At 73.6% G+C, this 19,513-nt stretch carries 20 protein-coding genes; 12 read left to right on the top strand and 8 right to left on the bottom strand.

All coding sequences use genetic code 11. The annotated features are described in order from the left end of the window. Window positions 1-207 precede the first annotated feature (207 nt). A complete protein-coding gene (locus tag ACIG5E_RS22955) occupies window positions 208-621 on the top strand; it encodes a hypothetical protein (RefSeq protein WP_396536052.1) in 414 nt (137 codons plus the stop codon). Window positions 622-639: 18 nt separating this feature from the next. Then, window positions 640-975 carry a hypothetical protein gene (locus tag ACIG5E_RS22950; RefSeq protein ID WP_396536050.1) on the top strand — a complete coding sequence of 112 codons (336 nt, stop codon included), beginning with the start codon at window positions 640-642 and terminating at the stop codon, window positions 973-975. A gap of 12 nt (window positions 976-987) precedes the next feature. Here ACIG5E_RS22950 and ACIG5E_RS22945 read toward each other — a convergent pair whose 3' ends face one another. From ACIG5E_RS22945 to ACIG5E_RS22935, 3 genes are all read right to left on the bottom strand, one after another. After that, on the bottom strand, window positions 988-2,532 hold the full coding sequence (locus ACIG5E_RS22945) for an alpha/beta hydrolase (protein WP_396536048.1): 1,545 nt from the start codon (window positions 2,530-2,532) through the stop codon (window positions 988-990). Window positions 2,533-2,660: 128 nt separating this feature from the next. Beyond that, entirely contained in the window at window positions 2,661-3,299 is a 639-nt protein-coding gene (locus ACIG5E_RS22940) for an NAD(P)-dependent oxidoreductase (RefSeq protein ID WP_396536046.1), read from the bottom strand. A 54-nt stretch (window positions 3,300-3,353) separates the two neighbouring features. Next, complete coding sequence (locus ACIG5E_RS22935) at window positions 3,354-4,268, bottom strand: EamA family transporter (protein WP_396536044.1); 915 nt, start codon at window positions 4,266-4,268, stop codon at window positions 3,354-3,356. A gap of 111 nt (window positions 4,269-4,379) precedes the next feature. Here ACIG5E_RS22935 and ACIG5E_RS22930 point away from each other — a divergent pair, with 111 nt between their 5' ends. Both ACIG5E_RS22930 and ACIG5E_RS22925 read left to right on the top strand, forming a co-directional pair. Next, on the top strand, window positions 4,380-4,877 hold the full coding sequence (locus tag ACIG5E_RS22930) for a MarR family winged helix-turn-helix transcriptional regulator (RefSeq protein WP_396536042.1): 498 nt from the start codon (window positions 4,380-4,382) through the stop codon (window positions 4,875-4,877). A 123-nt stretch (window positions 4,878-5,000) separates the two neighbouring features. Then, window positions 5,001-5,354, top strand: a complete 354-nt coding sequence (locus tag ACIG5E_RS22925; RefSeq protein ID WP_396536040.1) for a hypothetical protein — start codon at window positions 5,001-5,003, stop codon at window positions 5,352-5,354. Between the two features lie 18 nt (window positions 5,355-5,372). Here the strand turns inward: ACIG5E_RS22925 and ACIG5E_RS22920 are convergent, their stop codons facing one another. Next, entirely contained in the window at window positions 5,373-6,224 is an 852-nt protein-coding gene (locus ACIG5E_RS22920; protein WP_396536038.1) for an L-histidine N(alpha)-methyltransferase, read from the bottom strand. On the opposite strand from ACIG5E_RS22920, the gene ACIG5E_RS22915 reads away from it, so the two are divergent. The 3 genes from ACIG5E_RS22915 (at window position 6,223) to ACIG5E_RS22905 (ending at window position 9,576) form a co-directional block, all read left to right on the top strand. Beyond that, window positions 6,223-7,782: a PLP-dependent aminotransferase family protein gene (locus tag ACIG5E_RS22915; protein WP_396536036.1), complete on the top strand. Its 1,560-nt coding sequence runs from the start codon at window positions 6,223-6,225 to the stop codon at window positions 7,780-7,782. The two genes, ACIG5E_RS22920 and ACIG5E_RS22915, sit on opposite strands and share 2 nt — an antisense overlap. A gap of 321 nt (window positions 7,783-8,103) precedes the next feature. Next, a complete protein-coding gene (locus tag ACIG5E_RS22910; RefSeq protein WP_396536058.1) occupies window positions 8,104-9,249 on the top strand; it encodes a glycoside hydrolase family 3 N-terminal domain-containing protein in 1,146 nt (381 codons plus the stop codon). 84 nt (window positions 9,250-9,333) lie between these two features. Then, a complete protein-coding gene (locus ACIG5E_RS22905) occupies window positions 9,334-9,576 on the top strand; it encodes a hypothetical protein (protein WP_396536034.1) in 243 nt (80 codons plus the stop codon). Here the strand turns inward: ACIG5E_RS22905 and ACIG5E_RS22900 are convergent. Continuing rightward, complete coding sequence (locus ACIG5E_RS22900) at window positions 9,545-10,285, bottom strand: polysaccharide deacetylase family protein (RefSeq protein ID WP_396536032.1); 741 nt, start codon at window positions 10,283-10,285, stop codon at window positions 9,545-9,547. The genes ACIG5E_RS22905 and ACIG5E_RS22900 overlap by 32 nt on opposite strands. 325 nt (window positions 10,286-10,610) lie before the next feature. On the opposite strand from ACIG5E_RS22900, the gene ACIG5E_RS22895 reads away from it, so the two are divergent. Together ACIG5E_RS22895 and ACIG5E_RS22890 are read left to right on the top strand one after the other, a co-directional pair. Beyond that, window positions 10,611-10,955: an ArsR/SmtB family transcription factor gene (locus tag ACIG5E_RS22895; protein WP_396536030.1), complete on the top strand. Its 345-nt coding sequence runs from the start codon at window positions 10,611-10,613 to the stop codon at window positions 10,953-10,955. A gap of 73 nt (window positions 10,956-11,028) precedes the next feature. After that, window positions 11,029-11,187, top strand: coding sequence for a DUF6126 family protein (locus ACIG5E_RS22890; RefSeq protein ID WP_270149878.1), 159 nt, complete (start codon window positions 11,029-11,031; stop codon window positions 11,185-11,187). 27 nt (window positions 11,188-11,214) lie between these two features. Here ACIG5E_RS22890 and ACIG5E_RS22885 read toward each other — a convergent pair whose 3' ends face one another. Then, entirely contained in the window at window positions 11,215-13,689 is a 2,475-nt protein-coding gene (locus ACIG5E_RS22885) for a cytochrome P450 (protein ID WP_396536027.1), read from the bottom strand. A 622-nt stretch (window positions 13,690-14,311) separates the two neighbouring features. On the opposite strand from ACIG5E_RS22885, the gene ACIG5E_RS22880 reads away from it, so the two are divergent. From ACIG5E_RS22880 to galE, 3 genes are all read left to right on the top strand, one after another. Beyond that, entirely contained in the window at window positions 14,312-16,486 is a 2,175-nt protein-coding gene (locus ACIG5E_RS22880; protein ID WP_396536025.1) for an RICIN domain-containing protein, read from the top strand. 113 nt (window positions 16,487-16,599) lie between these two features. After that, on the top strand, window positions 16,600-17,205 hold the full coding sequence (locus tag ACIG5E_RS22875) for a hypothetical protein (protein WP_396536023.1): 606 nt from the start codon (window positions 16,600-16,602) through the stop codon (window positions 17,203-17,205). A 138-nt stretch (window positions 17,206-17,343) separates the two neighbouring features. Beyond that, complete coding sequence (galE, locus tag ACIG5E_RS22870) at window positions 17,344-18,360, top strand: UDP-glucose 4-epimerase GalE (protein WP_396536021.1); 1,017 nt, start codon at window positions 17,344-17,346, stop codon at window positions 18,358-18,360. Between the two features lie 13 nt (window positions 18,361-18,373). Here the strand turns inward: galE and ACIG5E_RS22865 are convergent, their stop codons facing one another. Further along, window positions 18,374-19,054 carry a lytic transglycosylase domain-containing protein gene (locus tag ACIG5E_RS22865; RefSeq protein WP_396536019.1) on the bottom strand — a complete coding sequence of 227 codons (681 nt, stop codon included), beginning with the start codon at window positions 19,052-19,054 and terminating at the stop codon, window positions 18,374-18,376. 83 nt (window positions 19,055-19,137) lie between these two features. Continuing rightward, window positions 19,138-19,344: an antitoxin gene (locus ACIG5E_RS22860; protein ID WP_396536017.1), complete on the bottom strand. Its 207-nt coding sequence runs from the start codon at window positions 19,342-19,344 to the stop codon at window positions 19,138-19,140. Window positions 19,345-19,513 lie beyond the last annotated feature (169 nt).

Genomic DNA, 19,513 nt, shown 5'->3' with positions numbered 1-19,513 from the left:
ATCGTCATGAGTCCACACAACCCTTGATGATCACGCGGTGGCCGTTGCCGTTCTCACCCGGCTCCCGGGAAAGATCACGAAGTCGCACTGGAGTACTAGCAGGACGGGCGGTCCGGCGCCAGAGGGCGTCCCCAACTCGGCCCTGGATGGATGACGTTCAGATGAAAGTGGGCATGCCAGGAAATCCCGTCCGGCATGCTGTGCCGCGTGACCATGCGGATGGAGGCCGAAACCGTGAGCGCGAACCTGCCGGAGACCGTCGCCGAGGGGGCGGTGATCCTGCCGGCACCCCCTCGGGTGGTGGACGACCTGGCCCGTGACCTGACCCAGGCCGCCGCCGCCGTCCGGGCGGTGTCGCGCGGCGGCCGCACCACCGGAGGCGACGTCGCGGTCGCCGCCTACACCGCCGTGGTGTGCACCGGGCGTTCGGCGGCCCGGGCCCTGGAGGAGGCGGCCGCCTGGTGTCGGCAGGCCCCCGAGGCCGAGGTGCACTCGCTCGCCTGGGCGCGGGTGCCGGGCCACCGCCACGATGTCTTCGAGTACCGCGTCACCATGGCCGTCAGCTTCCCCGACGACGAGACCGGCGAGCACCTCGGCGACACCCACCACGCCTGCCGCTGAAGTCGTATCATCGCCGACATGGGTGATAGGGGTACGAACGAGATGACCGGCGCGACGGACGGCACGCCCAACGAGACTGCGGGGAGCACCACTTCGGTCGCCGACGGCGATGGCGGCGCCGAGGGCGGCCCGCGCGAGCTGTCCAGGGCCGCCGCCGTCGGCGCCACGGCGCTGGCCGTCCTCTGCGGCTGCGCGGTGCTGCTGGCCATGTTCCACTGGCTGGGCTGGGCCGTTCCCGGAGTCGGCTGGATCGTCGCCAAGGTCGGGATCAAGCTGGCCGTGGGCGGCTTCGCCGGGCTGGCCGTCGCCGCCGCCTGGCTGCGCACCAAGTTCCGGGCGCAGCAGCGCGGTTGATGGGCCTGCTGCTCAGCCGGCCGGCGAGGCCGGGCAGGTCAGGTCGTGCTCGGGCGCCTGGCCGTCCAGCAGGTAGCGTTCGACGGTGTCGGTGACGCACGGGTCGGAGCCCGGGTACTGGCCGTGGTTGCCGTTGCCGTTGCTGGTGACGGTGACCAGCTTCGAGCCCCGCAGTGCGCGGTGCGCACCGACCGCCGACTCGTAGTACGTCGCCGGGTCGTGCAGCGAGTTGAGCATCAGCACCGGCGGCAGGTGGGCGCCGGTGACCTTGACCTTGGGTGCCGGGTCCGTCGGCCACAGCGCGCAGACCGAGCTGAAGACGAGGGTGCGGGCGCCGACCAGCGGGTAGCGGGCGGTGTTCTCCGCGCCGCGCTCGATCCAGGTGTCCATGTCCTTGTTCCACTTGGTGTCCCCGCACGTCACCGAGAAGAACTCGGCGAGGAACTCCGGGCTGAGGTACTGGCCGAACAGCTGGCGGGCCGTCTGCTTGGCCGCCGGGTCGGCGCCCTGCCAGTCGTCCAGCGCGGTCAGTGCCCGGGCGAGGGCGGGGAAGGCCTTGTCGCTGTAGATCGCGCTGATGGTGCCGTTGTCCAATTGGTTCGGGCCGAGCGTCAACGAGCCCTCGGTGATGGGCTGGTCGTGCAGGGCGGCGCGCCGCTGCTCCCAGTGCGCCTTGACCTCCTCCGGCGTCGTGCCCCAGTGGTACGTGGCGTCCCGGGCGGCCATCCAGGGCAGGAAGTCCTGTTCGAAGCGGCGCTGGAAGCTCATCGGCTGGCCCAGCTCGTACTGCTCCCAGGTGCCCTCGAAGCCGACGTTGCTGTCCAGCACCATTCGCTCGACCCGGTGCGGGAAGAGCGTGCCGTAGTAGGCGCCGATCATGGTGGCGTAGGAGGCGCCGTAGTAGCTGATCTGCTTCTCGCCGAGCAGCGAGCGGAACAGGTCCATGTCGCGGACGGTCTGCTCGGTGGTCAGGTAGGGCAGCAGATCGCCGCTGTGCTCCACGCAACCGGCCACCAGCTCACGGGAGTTGGCGATGATCCGGTCGACCTCCTCGGGGGACTGGTCGCGCCAGTCCCCGGCCAGGAACGCCTGGAACTGCTCCGGGGTCTGGCACTGGGCGTGGGTGCTGCGGCCGACGCCGCGCTGGTCGAAGCTGACGATGTCGTACGCGGCGGCCACCTTGGGGGCGCCCTGGACGAGTGCCATCGGCCGCAGCAGGCCCTGCCCGCCCGGACCGCCCGCGGCCTCCATCAGCGTGCCCTTCCGGTGCGCCAGGTCGGCGGTGCGGTGTCGGGAGACGGCGATGGAGAGGTCCGGCCCGGCGTCGGGGTGGTGCCAGTCGCGCGGGACGGCCATGGTGGCGCAGTCGAGCGCGGGCCCCCCGTCACAGGGCTGCCAGTGGAGCTGCTGGCCGGCGTAGCGGGCGGGCACGCGTTCGGCGTCGCCGGGGTTGCGGCCGGAGTCGGCGTTCGCCGTGGCGGGCAGGGCGAGGCCGGCGAGGACCGCGGTGGCGACGACGGCGGCCGCGCGGCGGGTGCGGGATGCGGTGGTGTTCACGGGAACGATCCTGTCCGACATCGCATCTGACGCACGATGATGCTGGACACCGTCTTCGGGGTGGTGCTGGATACAGCCCCGGGCGGGGGTATCCAGCACCACGGCGGTCAGAAGCCGTTCAGCGGCCGTCAGTAGCCGGCGGTGAAGCGGGTGCGCCGGTGGACGGGCTGCTCGGCCTCGTCGAGCAGCACGATGGCGAGGTCCTCCATCGAGATCGCCGAGTTGCCGTCGGCGTCGACCAGTAGCTCGTCCCGGCCGAGCCGGAAGCGGCCGGTGCGCTCGCCGGGTTCGAGCATCGCGGCCGGGCTCAGGTACGTCCAGTCGACCTTCTCGTCCGCGCGGTAGAGGTCCAGTTGCTCGCCGCAGGCCAGCGCGATCGGCCGGATCTCGTCGGGGAAGCCGGGGGAGTCCACCAGGATCGTTCCGTCGGTGCCCGGGACGATCAGGCTGCCCGCGCCGCCGACGGCGAGCAGGCGCACGCCGGTGCCGGCCAGGCCGGCCAGCAGGCCCCGGGTGGTGGCGGCCAGTTCGTGCTCGCGGCCGGGCGCCGGGCGGGTGGCGGTGATCACCAGGTCCTGCCCGGCGGAGATCCGGGCGACGTCCTCGGGGTTGCTCGCGTCGCCGACGGCGACGGTGACGGCGGACGGCAGGCCGTGCGGCTTGGCCGGGTTGCGGACGACGGCGGTGACCTCGTGGCCACGGGCGAGCGCCTCGGTCACGACCCGGCGGCCGACGTTGCCGGTGGAGCCGAACACGGTGATACGCATGAAGGTTTCTCCTTGGATCTTCGAGCGGGGTGAAACGTAGGGGGTACTGCGCCGTCAGGCGTTCTCGCGCGCGGGAGCCGACTGGACGGCAGGGGCAGGGGCAGGGGCAGGGGTGCGGGGCCGCTGGGTCTGCGCGACGATCAGCGAACCGAGCACGACCACCGCGCCGAGTGCCTGCAGTGGACTGAGGTCCTGCCCGAGCGCCAGCCAACCGACCAGGGTGGCGACCACCGGGCTGAGCAGGGAGAGGAAGGACAGCGAGGTCGGCGGCAGGGCGCGCAGACCGCGGAACCAGATCGCATAGGTGAGGGCCGCGCCGATCAGGCAGAGGTAGGCGTAGCCGAGCACGTTGTCGGCGGTGTAGTGGGTCGGCGGGGCGCCCTCGCTCAGCAGGGTGACCGGCACCAGCAGCAGACCGCCGGCGGTGAGCTGCCACCCGGTGGTGGCGAGCAGCGGCGCGGGGGAGACCCAGCGCTTGGAGAGCACGACGCCGAAGGCCATCACCACCGCGCCGCCGAGCGCGGCGGCCACCCCGATCGCGTCGAGCCGCGCGTTGGCGCGCAGCACCAGCAGGCTGACGCCCGCCACGCCCGCGATGCCGGACAGCACCGTGCGCAGGGTGAGCCGGTCGCCGAGCAGGGCGGCCGAGAGGCCGGCGGTGACCAGCGGCTGGACGGCGCCGACGGTGGCCGCGATCCCGCCGGGGAGGCGGTAGGCGGCGATGAACAGCAGGGCCTGGAAGCCGCCGATGTTGAGTGCGCCGAGGACGAGCGCGCGCCACCACCAGCCGCCCTTGGGCAGGGTGCGGGTGAGGGCGATCAGCAGCAGTCCGGCGGGCAGGCAGCGGATGACGGCGGCGAGGAGCGGACGGTCGGGCGGGAGCATCTCGGTGGTGACGAGGTAGGTCGTCCCCCAGGTGGCAGGGGCGAGGGCCGTCACCAGCACGACGGCGAGGCGATTGCTTAGCACTAAGCCAATGTAGCTCAGCGCTAAGGCATCCTTCAGGGGATATCACCGGTGACGTGGCTCACAGTTACCTCATCGCTAAGGAAATTCCTGGGCATCGCCTACCCTGAACCCGTGGCAGATCATCTCGACCGCGTCGTCGCGCAATGGGGCGCCGAGCGCCCTGACCTGGACGTCTCCCCGATGGAGGTGTTCGGCCGGCTCAAGCGCCTCTTCCGCCTGGTGGACGCCGAACTCAACCGCACCTTCGCCGAGCACGGCCTGGACGCCCCCTCCTTCGACGTCCTGGCCACCCTCAAGCGCAGCGGACCGCCGTACCGCCTCACCCCCACCGGCCTGATGGAGTCCGCCATGGTCACCTCCGGCGCGATCACCCAGCGCCTGGACCGCCTGGAGGCCCGCGGCCTGGTCACCCGCACCCGCAGCGACCAGGATCGCCGCAGCCGCGACGTCGAGCTCACCCCCGAGGGCCACGCCCTGATCGACCGCGCCCTGCCCGCCCACGTCGCCAACGAGCACCGCATGCTGGCCGGCCTCGACGAGGCGCGCAAGGCCGCCCTCATCGACGGGATGCGCGCCCTGCTCGCGGACCTCGGCGAGGGCTCCGGCTGACCCCTGGTCAGCCGTTCGCGGGGCGTTGAGCGTGGAATGGCCGATACCGGTGTCACGCCGGGCCGGTCCGTTCCGGGAGTATTGGCACCGAAGGCGAGGCATGTCCGAAAGGAGATCGTTCCGGTGCGTATGCGCAACGCGGTGCTCGTGCTCGCTTCCGCCGCCCTGATGGCCCTGGTCGGTACCGGCAGCGCCGGTGCCGCCGCCAACGCCAGGGCGGACGGGGAGCTGTGGTCCCCCAAGGGTTTGAACGTCGGCGTCTGGAAGACCTGGACGGGCGACGGGCACGGCGGCTACAACGGCCAGTTCCAGTGGGGGAAGAGGGACAGCGGCGTCTGGGTGCAGATGCGGATCACCTGGGAGTCCGGGCGCCTGGAGCAGAAGAACATGACGTTCGGGAAGCTCTACTCCTACAACGGCGCGTACGACGTCTACCTGCGCGCCTGCGACTCCAGCGGCTGCGGCGGCTGGTGGTAGCCGGGAGCCCCGGGCGGCCTACGGGTTGACCGCCACCGCCTTGAAGAAGGTGTAGTGGAACGTCCCGCCCGGTTCGGCCGCCCGGCGCAGCTCCGCGATGCCGAGGTCGAAGGCCTCCGCGGTGGTCAGCCCGGCGGCCAGCGCCTCCGATCGGACGGCCTTGACCATCGCGACGAAGGTCCGCCGCGTGAAGCCGTCCACCAGGGCCGGGCGGCCGCCGTCGGCGTAGACCGTACGGGGGCGGACCGTCACGTCCGCGAAGCCGGCCGCCGTCAGCAGCGGGTACAGCCGACGGCCCAGCAGGGCGTCGCCGCCCGCCCCGGCCTGGAGCCGCACCAGGTGGTCGATGGTGCGGCGGGCCGCCGGGGTCTCCGGGTGGAAGAAGGCCGAGCCGTGGTCGCCCTCGATCACCGTGATCGTCCCGCCCGGTCGCAGCACCCGCCGCAGCGCGGCCAGTCCGGCCGTCGGGTCGGGCAGGTGCTCCAGTACGAAGCACAGGAAGACGTGGTCGAACGCGCCGTCCGGGAAGGGCAGTCGGTGCAGGTCGCCGTGGTGCCAGACGACCCGGGCGGTCGGCGCCGCGTCGGCGATTCTGGCCCGGGCCTGGGCCAGCGACTCCGCCGAGACGTCCACCGCCGTCAGCAGCATGCCGGGGCTGGCCGCCAGCAGGTGCGCCGTCTGCGCGCCCACACCGCAGCCCGCCTCCAGCACCCGGCTGCCCGCGGGGTAGGCCGTGCCCGCGTGCAGCAGTTCGGCGAGGGTGTCGGCCTGGTCACCGAGGCGCTGCGCCTCGGTGTCCGAGTAGCCGTGGACGTAGGGGGCGGGGGCGGGGTGGGCGCCGGTTCCGGCGGCGATGGCTTCGGTGGTCATGGCTCAACCCTCGCGCCACTATGGACCGGTGAACAGGTCCAAAGAGAGCGACGTGGGCAGGTCCAAAGATGCCGACAGGTCAGGGGAGACCGGCGCCGACTTCCTCCAGCTCGACGCCGCCGACGCCCCGCCCGGCGGCCTCACCGACTGGCTGGCCCGCCGGCTGCGCGAGGCCGTCGCCGACGGGCGCCTCCCGGCGGGCAGCCGACTGCCCGCCAGCCGGGTGCTGGCGGCCGAACTCGGCGTCTCCCGAGGGGTGGTGACCGACGCCTACCGTCGCCTCGCCGAGTCGGGTCAGCTCGCTGGGCGCGGCAGGGGCGGCACCGTCGTCGTCGCCCTGGCGCCCGCCGGGCCGCGGGACCTCCCGGAGGCCGTCCCGTCGGCCCGGCCGGCGCCCGTCCTGTTCCGGGACGACCCCGGACCCGAGGTGTTCGACCACCTGCGCGGCACCCCCGCCCGGATCGACCTCACCCCCGGCGTGCCCGACCTCGCCGCCTTCCCCCGCGCCGCCTGGCTGCGCGCCGAACGGACCGTCCTCGACGGCCTCGCCGCCCACCACCTCGGCTACGGCGACGTCCGCGGCACACCCGCCCTGCGGCAGGCCGTCGCCCACTGGCTCGCCCGCAACCGGGGCATCCGCGCCGACCCGGAGGAGGTGCTCATCGTCGCCGGGACGGCCCAGGCACTCGCCCTGCTCGGCCGCGCCCTCGAACGGAGGGGCATCACCGAGGTCGCGGTCGAGGACCCGGGCTCGCTCGGCGCCCGCCAGCACCTCGCCCACTGGCTCGCCGCCACCCCGCCCGTCCCGGTCGACGCCGAGGGCATCCGGGTCGACGCCCTGCGCGCCACCGGAGCGCCCGCCGTCCTGCTCACCCCGGCCCACCAGTACCCGACCGGCGTCGTCCTCGGCGGTGAACGGCGCCGCGAACTGCTGCGCTGGGCAGCCGAAGGAGGGCTGGTCATCGAGGACGACTACGACGCCGAACACCGCTACGACCGCCCGCCCCTGCCCGCGCTGCGGGCCGAACTGCCCGACCGGGTCTGCTACGCGGGCAGCATCTCCAAACTGCTCGCCCCCGCCCTGCGCACCGGCTGGCTGCTGGTACCCCCGCGACTGCGCGACGCCGTGCTCGACGCCAAGCGCTTCGCCGACCTCGGCAATCCGGTCCTGCCCCAGCTGGTGCTGGCCCGGCTGATGGAATCCGGCGAACTCGAGCGCCACCTGCGGCTGTTGCGCCGCCGCCACCGCCGCCGCCGGGACGCGATGATCGCCGCCATCCGCACCCACCTGCCCGCCGCCACGGTGCACGGCGCGGCCGCCGGACTGCACCTGATGCTCACCCTCCCTGAGGAACTCGGCTGCAGTGACACCGAGTTGGCGACATTCGCGCTCGCCCGCGGGGTCAAGGTCCAGCCGCTGTCCTGGCACGCCCGGCTCCCCTACCCGCCCGGTCTGGTGCTCGGCTACGCGGCGGGCTCACCGGGCGCGATCGCCGAAGGGGTCGCCGTCCTCGGGGAGTTGGTGCGGCGTGCGGGGTGTCGGCCGTCTGCGCGGTAACCGCGGCCCGCCTGTGGGGTGGTGGGAACGTCGGCGCTCAGGCCTCCGGCCGCCACCACGGGTCGGCCTCGATCCGGGGCCGGCTCGGCCTCGTACTGCTCGGCCCAGAGGGCGACGTCGTCGATCTGCCGCACGACGGCGGACAGGTGGCCGCAGCAGCCACCGGTGTACTCCGGCCGGCCCAGTTCCACCCGGCGCGGCTGCCCGGTCGCCCTGGTGTCGCGGGGCGGAGAGGCGTTACGGCTTTTTGCCGGGCTGCCGGATGGCCGGTTCCTGGGTACGCTGACCGACCGTACTGCCGTTGCTGACCCTGGAGGCGTGATGGCCCCGTTTCGGCATGTTGCCCAGCTGGCCTCGGTGCTGCTGGTGGTGGGGGCCGCGCTGGGACCGGTCCCGGCCGGGTCGGTGACGCAGCGCAGCGGCGCCCACGCCGAGAGGACCGCACCGATGACCGTCCGGCACCAGGACTCCCGCGAGCTCGCGGGGCGTCGGATCGTGCTCTCCTACCCGGGCCCGACCCCGCCGCCCGAGACGCTGGAGGCGATCCGGGAGGGCCGGGCCGCCGGGGTGATCCTGTTCGGCGAGAACGTCACCAGCCCGGAGCAACTCGCCGAGGCGGTCGGCCAGTTGAAACGGGCCGCCGCCGAGGCCCCGCACCCGCGACCGCTGCTGCTGATGACCGACCAGGAAGGCGGCAAGGTCCGTCGGCTGCCCGGCGCACCCGAACTCTCCGCCCGTCGCACCGGCACGGCCCCGGTCCCGCTCGCCGCCGCCGTGGAGTCCGGCACCGGCGCCGCCGGGACCCTCACCGACGCCGGGCTGAACGTCAACCTCGCCCCGGTGCTCGACGTCTACGACACCCCGGACAACTTCATCGACCACTTCGAGCGCTCCTACGGCCAGGACCCCACCCGGGTGGGCGAGCTGGGCAGCGCCTTCCTCGCCGCCCAGCAGAGCCAGGGCGTGGCGGCCACGGCCAAGCACTTCCCCGGCCTCGGTGCCGCCGCCCGCGACGAGAACACCGATGCCCGGCCCGTCACCCTGCCCGTCCCGCTCGACCAGCTGCGCACCCGCGGCGAAGCCCCGTACCGCGCCGCCATCGCCGCGGGCGTGCGCCTGGTGATGGCCTCCTGGGCCGTCTACCCGGCGCTGGACCCCGACCGCCCGGCCGGGTTCTCGTCCACCGTGATCCAGGGCGAACTCCGCGACCGGCTCGGCTTCCGGGGCGTCACCATCACCGACGCCCTCGAAGCCGACGCCCTCACCCCGTACGGCCCCACCGGCCCCCGCGCCGTCGCCGCCGCGGCAGCAGGCATGGACCTCATCCTCTGCTCCGCCCGCGACCCCCAGCAGGGCCAGGAGGCCACGACCGCCCTGGCCGCCGCCCTCGACTCCGGCGGCCTCGACCGCGAGGCCTTCGCGGCGGCCGTGGCCCGGGTGGACGCGCTGCGGGACGGTCTGGGCTGACCGGGGGCGGGAGCCGTCACGCGATGCCGTCGCGCGCCGGCCCGTGCGGGATCGGTGTCAGTCCCGACCGGCAGAGTGCCGCCCATGGACACCGATGAGTTCTGGGCCGTCATCGCGGCCGCGAAGGCCGACACCACGCCCGCCCGCCCCTGCGCCGCCCGGCCGCCGCTGCCCGAGCTGGGCGAGGATTTCGACTTCGACGACCCGGTGGAGATGCACCGGCGCCTGCCGCGCCTGGCCGCGCTGTTCCTGGGGCCGGCCGATTGCTCGGCCGACTGCTCGGCTGACGGCCCGGTCAGCGGTTCAGCAGGGCGCGAAGGTCGATGATGCGGTAGCCGCGGGCGCGGGCGCCGTCGATGATGCGGGGGAGCGCCTCGGCGTCGAGGCAGGTGTCGGGGCCGCTCTCCTCGTCGGCGCCGACGTGGAACTGGAGGACGGCGCCCGGGGTGAGGGCGGTGAGGGCGCGTTCGACGGCGCGGTCGGTGGTCATGCCGTGGCCGGGGCCAAGGTAGCCCTTGGTGTCGGCGGTGAACTCGAGGTCGGCGTAGCCGAGGTCGTTGACCGTGGCGATGGCCTGCGGGCTGGTGGCGCTGTAGGGGAAACGGAAGAAGGGCAGTGGTTCGGTGCCGGCGGCGCGGCGGATCGCGGTGTCGGCGCGGCGCACCTCGCTCCGGGCCCGGTCGGGGGTGAGGGCGGTGAAGTCGGGGTGGCTGTAGGAGTGGTTGCCGAGGCCGTGGCCTGCGGCGGCGATGGCCCGCAGGGCGCGGGGGTGGTGGTCGGCGAAGTCGCCGGTGGGGAAGAAGACGGCCGGTGCGGCGCGGTCGTGCAGGACGGCGAGGACGGTGTCGAGTCCGGTCTCGTTCCAGGCGGCGTTGAAGGTGAGGGCGAGGACGCGCTCCTCGGTCGGGATCCGGCGGATCTCCGTGCCGAGCAGGGGTTCGGGTGCCGGTGCGATGCCCAGGAGGGCCGTGAGGGCGAGCAGTGCCGCAGCGGCGGTGCGCAGGCGCCCTCCTTCGAGTGCGAAATGAAATGTCATGTGTGAAACGCCTTGCTGGGAGGGGGCGGCGGGGAGCCGCCCGGCCGGACCGGGCAGGGAAAGCTTGCCCGGTCCGGCCCCAGTCTCGGCGGATCTGCCTGGAGATTTCTGACGGTTCATCATCCAGGCTGCCAGGCCCGTGATTTGGCAGGACGTCGGGCGCGACCCCCATGTGGCCCGGCGTGGCCGGCGGTGTGGGGGTGGTCACCTTCCACTGTGACGACTTGAAGAAATCTTCATCTGTCGCGATGATGCCTGTCGGCCGCGGCACGGACCCCGCCCGGCCGGACGACCACCGAGCCGGATTCGAGGGAGGGAACGGGCGATGCCGGTCCCGCTGTACCAGGCCAAGGCGGAGTTCTTCCGCACCCTCGGCCACCCCGTCCGGATCCGGGTCCTGGAACTGCTCCAGGACGGCCCCCGGCCGGTGCGCGAGCTGCTGGCGGAGATCGAGGTCGAGCCGTCCAACCTCTCCCAGCAGCTCGCGGTGCTGCGCCGCACCCAGCTGGTCACGGCCACCCGCGAGGGCAACACGGTGGTGTACGCGCTCAGCACCCCGGACGTCGCCGAGCTGCTGCGCGCGGCGCGCCGGATCCTGACCGAGCTGATCACCGACCAGGGCGCACTGCTCACCGAGCTGCGCGCTTCCGGCGGCCGGCCGCCCCGCTGAATCCGCAGCCTGCAGCTCGCGGCCGCGCCCATCCGGCCCGAAGCCCGCGTCCGACCCCGAGGAGAGCCGCACCATGAGCGACAGCGCCGACAGCCCGGTGAAGGGCGACGGTACGAGCGAGGAGAAGCGCCGCCGCAAGGCGATGCTGGTCCGCGCGGGGATCTACATCTTCGCCACGCACCTCTTCGCGGGCTTCGTCCTGCTGCTCTTCGCGCTCGGCGGCCGCAAGTAGCACGGCAGCGAGCGGCGGGGCCGGGCCTCAGCGCCCCCGGTCGCCCGGCACCAGGTAGCGGTCGCTGGTGCTGGTCCAGGCCTGGACGCCGGCGACCAGCTCCCGGGTGCCGTCCAGGTACCAGCGCCCCGCCGGGTGCCGCCGGCCCAGGTCGCGGCGCAGCTCCTCGTTCTCCTGCCGCAGCCGGGTGACCCGGGCGCGGACCGCGCGGACGGCCCGGCTGCGGGTGCAGCCGCGGACCCGTTGCAGGGTCAGGACGGTATTGAAGGCGGCCGCGCTCTGCCGTTCCTCCCGCTCCAGCGAGTAGAGGTCGTTGATCAGCGTCGCGGCGTCGGCGGTGTTGGCACGCAGGCGGTGCAGTGCGGGCTCCGCGTGCAGGGCGGCGGGGGCGTCGGCGCCGTGGACCCGTTCCAGTATGTTCATGAACGGGTAGAGGCAGCTGCCGTGGCGGCGCAGCCGCATGGTGTCCGCCAGGCCGAGGGCGGGGACGGTGCCGCGTGCGCGGTGCTCGGCCTCGGCGGGGAAGGTGGCCAGGCAGGCGCGCCACTCGCGGGCCGCCCTGGCGCGCCAGGCGGGGGAGGCCGCCTCGCTCTGGCGGTGCCACAGTTCCCGCCAGGCGGTGAGCAGCCGGTCGTCCGGGGTGTCCGGGCGGGCGCCGCCGTCGAGGGCGGAGATCAGCGGGTCGACCAGGGCGTGGGCCTCGGTGGGGCGGCGTCCGGGCGGACCGTCGAAGCGGTCGTCCAGGACGGTGAACCAGCCGAGTGTGTCGACCAGCAGGTCCAGTTCGGTGCCCCGGGCGCGCGGGAAGGCGTGGCCGATCAGCTCGTGCAGCGCGTAGGCCTGGTAGCCGGGCAGTTCGGCCGGGGCGAGCAGGCCGTGGTGGACCGTCCAGTCGGCGTGCCGGTCGGCGGCGGCGCGCAGTTCGGCGGGCGGCCGCGGGGTCGGTACGGGGGTGGCCCCGGTGCCGGTGAACGGGCAGCGGGCGGGGAGCGGCTTGTTCACCGGCTGCTCCGGCGCGCCGGCCTCGACCTCCGTGACGACGGCCTCCGTGACGGCGGCCGCCGTGACGACGGCCTCCGTACGGGGTGCCAGCCGTACCCGCAGTCCCTGCGCCTGGACGGTCGTCCACACCACCTCGCGGGCCCGCGCCCCGGGCACCGCCACCGGCCGCCAGCGGCGCAGGATCGCGGCCGCCGCGACGGTGAGCTCGGCCCAGGCGAAGGCCTCGCCGATGCACTTGTGCTTGCCCGCCCCGAACGGCAGGAAGGACGGCCGTCCGAGCCCGCCGCCGTCCTGCCAGCGCTCGGGCCGGAAGCTCAGCGGCTCGTCGTAGCGCAGCGGGTCGCGGTGCAGCGCGGTGAGGCTGTACAGCAGCTCGGTGCCGGCCGGGACCCGGTACGGGCCGAGGTCCACCGGCACCTGGGCGGTGCGCATCAGGAAGGCGTTGGGCGCGTGCAGTCGCACCACTTCCTGGGTGACGCTGCGGGTGTAGGTGAGCCGACCGAGCGCCTCCGGGGTCGGGGTGGTCCCGGCGGGCAGGTGTTCGTCCAGCTCGGCGAGGACGCGGGCCTCCACCTCGGGGTGGCGCAGGAGTTCGTCCAGCAGCCAGGTGAGGGTGGTGGAGACGGTCTCGGTGCCGGCGCCGAACATGGTGATCGCCTCGGATCGGACGTCGGCCTCGGTGAGCGGACGCCCGGTGGCCGGGTCGGTGGCGGCCCGCAGCAGGGCCGGCAGGGTGCCTGCGCGCCGGTCCGAACGGACCTTCCCGGAGCGGCCGTTGACGGCCTGGTCGACCACCCGGTTGAGCACCCGTACGGCGGCGTCGAAGCGCCGGTTGACGGGCAGCGGCAGCCGGGCGAACGCCGGGTGGGGGTAGAGGGACTGGACGATCTGGCCCTTCACCAGGTCGGGCAGGGCCCGGTGGAAGGCGAGGGTGGCGTCCTCGCTGAGCCGGGCGTCGAACAGGGAGCGGGTGACGATCTCCAGCGCCAGGTGGTTCATCTCCTTGGCCACGTCGAGGACTTGGCCGGGCCGCCAGCGTCCGGCCCGCTCCTCGGTGACCTGGTGCATCACGGCCAGGTACCCGGCCATCCGGTCCGGGCCGAAGGCGGGCTGGATGGTCCGGCGGCGGTCGCGGTGCGCCTGGCCCTCGGACATCAGCAGGCCGTCGCCGAAGGCCGTCCTCAGGGTGTCCTGGACGGCGCCGCGCGGACAGTCGCGGGCGAGCGCGACGAGCAGGGTGTGGACGAGCCGGGCGTCGGTCACCACGCAGACGGTGCGTGGTCCGAGCCGGATGCGGACCACGCCGCCGAGGCGGGCCAGCGAGCCGAGGAAGCCGAGCGGATCGCGCAGCAGGGCGGTGGCGTGGCCGAGGCCGGGCAGCGCGCCGGGGGCGAGCGGGGGGACGGCGGCGCGGACGGCGGGGACGGGGGGTGGTGTGGTTCTCGGGGGGACGATCCGTTTCCGTGTCTCTGCCAGCAGGACGTTGGTCGGCAGGACCATGACACTTCCTCTCACCAGGAGGACCGGTGCGGGCGGTACCGGGGGAAGGCACCGGCCGGCCGGCCGGGAGACGGGGGCCGGCGAGCGCGGGCCCCGCGTGCGCCAGGGGGCAGCGGGCGCACGCCATAGGAAACGCGCCGGTGCGGTGGGCGTTGCGCCGAACGCGCTCGGATCACTCCAACGGCCGATCCACTCGGCCCCGTCCGCCCGGATGGGCGTCCCGGTCGGCGGTACGTCCGGTGGCACCGGCCTGACCTGCGAGGATGCCTCCGTCCCGACGGTTCGTGTGCTGTCCGGACGGCAGGGTCTTTCGGCCCTCGCCCACACGGCCGTCCGAGGGCCAGCACGGTCGGACGGCGGCCCCGGGGCTCCGGCCGGGTGGCCGCCACGACCCCATGCCGGGAGCGCGCACCCCCCGAGTGCGCTCCCCGGCACCTTCGTGTCCGTCTTCGTCCTCGCTCTGCCGCCCCTTGCGGGGTGCTGCGACGGCGGTCTCGAACGAGTCCGGGAATTTCGCAGGAGGTTTCTGTTATTCCCGGCCGTCCCACTCGCTCTCCCTTGTGTCGGAAGGTCCGAGCCCCGCACCACAGGGCGCGGACCGTCGCACGAGGAAAGGAACGCGATGGGACACCGGAGCAGCGAACTCCGTCGGCGCAGGCGCCGCAGGCTCACCCGCAGGAGTGCCCTGGTCGCCATGGCGGTGGCGGCCGGACTGGTCGCCGGCGCCCTGGGCCTGCGCACCGCGCTGGAGCCGGGAGCGGTGCACAGCGCCGTCGCGGTGGCGGAGGCGCCGGTCGACGCGGTCGCGGACGACGGCGGGTCGGGGGAGACCGGCACCGCCGAGGGTGCCACCAGGGCGCCCGCCCCGAAGCGGGACGAGAAGGCCGCCCCGCCCAAGGCGATACCCAAGGACCAGCCCGATCGCGGCCTGGTCTACGCGGGGTTGAGCCTGCCGGCCAGCGACCGCTGCGGCAACATGCTGGAGGTCTCCGGCAGCACCCAGTGCAGCCACGGCCCGGACGCGCCGCCCAAGGACGTGGACATCCGCAAGGACGTCCCGCCGGTCGCGGCCCCGGCCGCCCAGGCGCCCGCGCTCACCCCGGCGGCGGGCGCCCAACCGCCCGCGGCCGCTGATCTGTTGAAGGGCGGCGCGCCCGTCCTCGACGCCACCCAGAAGGCGCTGCTCGGCGACTCCGGCACCGCCGCCGCGCCCCAGGACGCCGCGGCCCCGGCCGCCGGATCGGGCCTGGTCTGCGAGGGCGACGGCAGCAGCGGCAACCGCGTCCAGGTGGTGTACGTGCACAGCCCGGGCAACGACCGGTTCGCCCAGTACCTGTCCTCGTTCAAGAAGTGGGCCGCCGACGTCGACGTCATCTACAACGCCAGCGCCGCCGAGACCGGCGGTGTGCGGCACGTCCGATTCGTCACCGAACCCGACTGCACCGCCTCGGTGTTGAACGTGCAGATCTCGGACGCCGAGATCCAGGACTTCAACGCGAGCAACCGCGCCCTGGCCGCGCAGGGGTTCAACCGCAAGGACCGCAAGTACATGATGTTCACCGACGCCAAGGTGTACTGCGGGATCGGCACCTTCGCCGGCGACGAGCGCTCCGGCCAGGACAACCTGAGCAACTTCGGCCCCTCGTACGGCCGGACCGACTCCGGCTGCTGGGGCGGGCACACCGCCGCCCACGAACTCGGGCACAACCTGGGCGCGGTGAACAACAGCGCCCCCAACTCCAGCAAGGCCGGGCACTGTACGGACACCTGGGACCTGATGTGCTACTCGGACGCCCCCTACTACCCGACGATGCGGATCGTCTGCCCGGACCGCGCGCATGACGACCGGCTCGACTGCGGCCACGACGACTACTACAACACCTCGCCCGCGCCCGGCAGTTACCTGGCCACCCACTGGAACGTCGCCAACAACCGCTTCCTCATCGCGGGCAGCGGCAGCGGCCCGAACCCCACGCCCACCCCGACCACCGGTCCGACGGCCACGGGCTCGCCCACCCGCACACCCTCGCCGTCCCCGACGCCCACCGGCAGCCCCACCGCCACGCCGACCGGGTCCCCGTCGCCGACCGCGACCCCGACCACGGGCGGCACTGGCCCTGATGTGACGGCCAGTCAGATCACCCAGAACTCGGTCATGCTGAGCTGGAACCCCGTCCCGTCCGCCGCCGGCTACGACGTGCAGCTGAACGGCCAGACCATCGGCACCGTCCGCGCGACCGTGGTCGGCGTGGTCCGGCTGGCCCCCGGCACCGACTACACCGTGTCCGTCGCCGTCCGTGACGCGGCCGGAAAGGTCGGCAAGCCCGGCCGCCAGGCGAGCTTCCACACCCTCGCCGACGCCGGCCGCCCGCAGTCCGGCGCCCACTACACGATGGTCAACGGCCTCACCGGCCAGGCCGCCGACCTGTGGGGCAGCTCGATGAACGACGGCACCGTGGCGATCGGCTACCAGCGCACCGGCTACGCCAACCAGAAGTGGCTGTTCGAGGACGCTGGCAACGGCGCCGTGCGGATCAAGTCGGCGCGCTCCGGCAAGTGCCTGCAGCTCGGCGGCACGCCGGTCGCCGGTCAGTACGTCGCGCAGCAGCCGTGCGCCGACGCCGCCGCGCAGAAGTGGCAACTCACGGCCGGCGACGGCGGGTTCACCCTCACCGCAGAAGGTTCCACCCTGGTGCTCGGGCTCAGCGACCGTTGGTACTACGGTGGTTGGCTGCTGGAGCTTCAGCAGCCGAACGGCCGGCCGTACCAGAGCTGGTCGCTGCTGAAGACCTCGTAGGTCCGGAAGTCCGCTCCACTCCGTGCACCACGGGTGCGGCCGCCATTCACCCGAGGGCGGCCGCACCCGGCGCCACCGCTCCCCGCACCCCCACCGCCCGAGGACCGCCCGCCATGCGAATCCGCACCCGCCCGCTGCTCGCCTCCCTCGCCCTCGCCGCCGCGGCCGTCCTGCCCGCCGCCACACCCGCCGCCGCCCACGGGGACACCGTCCACCTGGACCTGCCCGGGCAGCAGAACGGCCGGATCAGGGCCGTCGCCACCTGGGAGAACGACCACGACCCGGTCACCGAGGACTTCGCCGGCACGCTCTCCGCGACCGCCGCCGACGGCCGGACCGTCGGGCCCTGGCGGCTGGTCCCGGTGCCCGGGCAGCCGGGGACGTACACCACCCGCGAGCTGCTGCCCGCCGGGCACTGGAAGATCGCCGTCGACTGCGCCTTCCCCTCGCTGGGCCACGGCGAACGTGAACTCGACGTCGAGGCGGCCGCGATCAGCGACCCGGTGCAGATGGACGCGACCGCCACCTCCGGGACGCCCGCCACCGCCCCCGCCACAGCCGCGGCAGCTTCCGCCGCCGACGCCGCCGCGGCCACCGCACCCGTCCACGAGAGCACGGACGACGCCACCACCTGGGCCGCCATCTGCACCGCCACCGCGGCCGTCGTCCTGGTCGCCACCGGCTTCCGGCTGCGCGCCCGCGCCCGCGCCCGCCGCTGACGGACCGCAAACCGGCGCCGCCCGCCGACCGTTGACCGACGAGGCACCGCCGGGCGGGAACCGACCGTGCACCGAGTACGTCCCAACGATCACCGGGCGTCACCGGACGCCCGGCCGATCGCAAGGGAGCACCCGCGCATGAGGAAGGTCCTGATCACCGGCGGTGCCGGCTTCATCGGCAGCACCGTGGCCTCAGCCCTGCTCGACCGGGGCATCACCCCGGTCGTCCTGGACAACCTGTCCAAGGGCCGCGCCGAGTTCGTGGAGAACCGCGTCTTCTACAGCGGCGACATCGCCGACACCGCCCTGCTGGAGCGGATCTTCACCGAGCACCCGGACATCGACGCCACCGTGCACTGCGCGGCCAGGATCGTCGTCCCGGAGTCGGTGGCCAAGCCGCTGTTCTACTACCGGGAGAACGTCGCCAAGACCGTCGAGCTGCTGGAGGCCCTGCAGCGCCACGGCTGCACCCGGGTGGTCTTCAGCAGCTCCGCCTCGATCTACGCGCCCACGCCGGACGGCCGGGTCGACGAGAGTTCCGCGGTCGAGGCGAACAGCCCGTACGCGCGCACCAAGCTGATGATGGAGCAGGTGCTCCAGGACTGGACCCGGGGCGAGGGGGCCGAACAGCAACGGGTCATCTCCCTGCGGTACTTCAACCCGATCGGCGCCGACTCCCGGCTGCGCACCGGCCTGCAGAACCTCAACCCCAGCCACGCCCTCGGCAAGCTGATCGAAGCGCACACCGACGGCACGCCGTTCACCGTCACCGGCGTCGACTGGGCGACCAGGGACGGCTCCGGCATCCGCGACTACATCCACGTGCAGGACCTCGCGGAGGCGCACGTCGCGGCGCTGCTCCGGTTCGACGAGGTGATCGCCCCCGACGCCACCGACCGCTACCGGGCGATCAACGTCGGGACGGGCGAGGGCACCACCGTCCGGGAGCTGGTCGCCGCCTTCGAACAGGCCGTCGGCACCAAGCTGGACGTCCGCGAGGCCGGTCCGCGCCCCGGCGACGTGATCGGCTGCTACGCCTCCGTGGACGCCGCCCGCGAGCTGCTCGGCTGGACGCCGAAGCAAAGCCTCGCCGAGGGCGTCGCCGACGCGCTGGCCTGGCGCGCCAAGTGGGCCGCCCAGCTCGGCGCCAGCTGATCGTCCCCGGCGTCTACTTCACGGCCTCGCCGGACCGCGCCCAGTTGTCGTGCAGGCGGTCCAGGTAGGACTGCGCCTGGGAACCGATCTTGACGCCCCGGGCGAACGCGAGCATGTTGCCCGCCCCGGCGTTGTAGCCGAGGGCGAGCAGCTCGTCCTTGTTCAGCGGGGCGCTCACCCGGACGGGTAGCTGGCCGGCGAGGTCGTGGAGGTGCCAGGCGGCGGCCTGGATGGCCAGGTTGCGGTCGTCCGGCAGCTCCTCCCAGCGACGGGAGGCGAACGGGCGGCCCGGCTTGGTGTCGTCGAAGGCGGCCCGGTGCATGTTGGCGATGCCGAAGGCGGCGTCCGGCTTGTTGCGCTGCCAGGCCCGTTCGAAATCCGGGTCGTGCGGTTTGTACGCCTCGTTGTAGAGGATCGCCATCAGCAGCTGGGGGTTGACCCCCGCCTCGGCGGCGTACTGGCGCACGGGCGCCGCGTAGTCGGCCGGTTCGTAGGTGCCGGAGGGCTTCGACGGCGGCGCGGACGACGCGCCCGGGGTGGCGGCGGGCGCCGAGGCCGAGGAGGACGGGGAGGGCGCCGACGAGGACGTGGCGGGTTCGTGGCCGCCCCCGCGGACGATGCCCCACCCGGCCGCCGCCAGGACGCCGATCACGATCCAGCGCCCCCAGCGCGGTCCCTTCTGCTCCTCGCCCACGGCTGCCGGCCCCTCCCCGTTCGCCCGTTATCCAGTTCGATCGCCGTACGGTCGACCGTGCCTCGCGGGAGGCCCGTCCGGCCCTATTCGGCGGGCTTCTGGCCCCCGTCGAGGTTGCGCAGGAAGTCCTTCGCCTTCTCGACGCCGGTGTCGATCTGCCCGCTGTACTTGCCGTCCGTGCGGTCGTCGATCACGCCGCCGACCTTCTCCAGGCCCTGCCCGAGCACGTCGCTGTGCTCGCGGGCGAGGTCGGTGGCCTTGTCCGCGAGGTTCTTCAGACTCTCAAACATGGTGACGCTCTGCTCCTCTGATGCGTTCCTGTTGGTGTGCCGACGTGGCGGGGATCATGGTCATCCTAACGAGGGCCGGGAAGGCGGCCCGCCGCCGCGGAACGACGGCGGATGACTCTGCTGAAATGGGTTTGTATGCTCCACACCAGCCTCTACAGACCTGTAGACG

This window comes from Kitasatospora sp. NPDC053057, from assembly GCF_044546945.1.
Classification (GTDB): Bacteria; Actinomycetota; Actinomycetes; order Streptomycetales; family Streptomycetaceae; genus Kitasatospora.
Note: the sequence above shows the minus strand (reverse complement) of the source record. Positions and strands in the feature narration are given on the sequence as shown.

Excerpts from the sequence above, each read along its gene's own strand:
- galE (WP_396536021.1), top strand. The coding sequence starts at position 17,344 with ATGAGGAAGGTCCTGATCACCGGCGGTGCCGGCTTCATCGGCAGCACC.
- ACIG5E_RS22900 (WP_396536032.1), bottom strand. The coding sequence starts at position 10,285 with ATGACATTTCATTTCGCACTCGAAGGAGGGCGCCTGCGCACCGCCGCT.
- ACIG5E_RS22910 (WP_396536058.1), top strand. The coding sequence starts at position 8,104 with ATGGCCCCGTTTCGGCATGTTGCCCAGCTGGCCTCGGTGCTGCTGGTG.
- ACIG5E_RS22885 (WP_396536027.1), bottom strand. The coding sequence starts at position 13,689 with ATGGTCCTGCCGACCAACGTCCTGCTGGCAGAGACACGGAAACGGATC.
- ACIG5E_RS22880 (WP_396536025.1), top strand. The coding sequence starts at position 14,312 with ATGGGACACCGGAGCAGCGAACTCCGTCGGCGCAGGCGCCGCAGGCTC.
- ACIG5E_RS22905 (WP_396536034.1), top strand. The coding sequence starts at position 9,334 with ATGGACACCGATGAGTTCTGGGCCGTCATCGCGGCCGCGAAGGCCGAC.
- ACIG5E_RS22920 (WP_396536038.1), bottom strand. The coding sequence starts at position 6,224 with ATGACCACCGAAGCCATCGCCGCCGGAACCGGCGCCCACCCCGCCCCC.
- ACIG5E_RS22915 (WP_396536036.1), top strand. The coding sequence starts at position 6,223 with ATGGCTCAACCCTCGCGCCACTATGGACCGGTGAACAGGTCCAAAGAG.
- ACIG5E_RS22875 (WP_396536023.1), top strand. The coding sequence starts at position 16,600 with ATGCGAATCCGCACCCGCCCGCTGCTCGCCTCCCTCGCCCTCGCCGCC.
- ACIG5E_RS22940 (WP_396536046.1), bottom strand. The coding sequence starts at position 3,299 with ATGCGTATCACCGTGTTCGGCTCCACCGGCAACGTCGGCCGCCGGGTC.
- ACIG5E_RS22890 (WP_270149878.1), top strand. The coding sequence starts at position 11,029 with ATGAGCGACAGCGCCGACAGCCCGGTGAAGGGCGACGGTACGAGCGAG.
- ACIG5E_RS22895 (WP_396536030.1), top strand. The coding sequence starts at position 10,611 with ATGCCGGTCCCGCTGTACCAGGCCAAGGCGGAGTTCTTCCGCACCCTC.
- ACIG5E_RS22860 (WP_396536017.1), bottom strand. The coding sequence starts at position 19,344 with ATGTTTGAGAGTCTGAAGAACCTCGCGGACAAGGCCACCGACCTCGCC.
- ACIG5E_RS22950 (WP_396536050.1), top strand. The coding sequence starts at position 640 with ATGGGTGATAGGGGTACGAACGAGATGACCGGCGCGACGGACGGCACG.